This is a genomic window from Virgibacillus sp. M23 (genome assembly GCF_034190895.1).
Lineage (GTDB): Bacteria > Bacillota > Bacilli > Bacillales > Amphibacillaceae > Virgibacillus > Virgibacillus salarius.
Genome location: NZ_JAWDHA010000157.1, coordinates 1 through 634, shown reverse-complemented (window position 1 = coordinate 634; position 634 = coordinate 1). Strand labels below are relative to the sequence as shown.

Annotated in this window: 2 protein-coding genes; one reads left to right on the top strand and one right to left on the bottom strand. The window is 46.8% G+C overall.

Annotated features, from left to right (window positions below; genetic code table 11):
• A partial coding sequence (locus tag RVS70_RS21775; protein WP_321134807.1) for a DUF2529 domain-containing protein occupies positions 1-453 on the top strand: 453 nt, incomplete at its 5' end.
• Positions 454-535: 82 nt separating this feature from the next.
• Here RVS70_RS21775 and RVS70_RS21770 read toward each other — a convergent pair.
• A partial coding sequence (locus RVS70_RS21770) for a hypothetical protein (RefSeq protein ID WP_321134808.1) occupies positions 536-634 on the bottom strand: 99 nt, incomplete at its 5' end.

Genomic DNA, 634 nt, shown 5'->3' with positions numbered 1-634 from the left:
AGTGAAGATGGGGCGCGGCTGCTTGCTCAAGCGGTGATCAGCGGGCATTCCATTTATTTATACGGAGCGAACGAGCTTCAGGGCGTCTTTTATGAGGCCACTGAAAGCAAAGAACCCTTTCCATCTGTCAAAGCCTTTCCAGAAAGCGCTGAAGTAGTGACAGAAAGCGACAGGGTGCTGATGTTTTGCTCAGGGACAGGCACAGCCGAAGAGCAGGCGCTCGCAAAAGAGCTGTATGAAAAAGGCGCGGGAGTCGTATGCGTATCGCCCACAGCCAAAGATAGCGCGGGAATAGAACAGTATTGTGATGTGCATATTGATTCCAAATTAAAAATGCCGCTTGTTCCCGATGAAGACGGCACCCGTTACGGATTTCCCTCTTTAATGACGGCACTGTATGTCTATCACGCTTTATCGTTTACCCTAAAAGAAATTCTGCAAGAGTATGCATAATATCTTATTGTACATGCTTGATCTTGCCGAAAACAAATAAAAAAGACTTGCCCGCTTTTGACAAACGGCAAGTCTTTTTTTGTTACTTCTGATTCGCAGCTTCGACAGACGCTCCGATAAAGCCTTTGAATAGAGGCTGAGGTCTTGTCGGTCTTGACTTGAACTCTGGGTGGAACTGAGA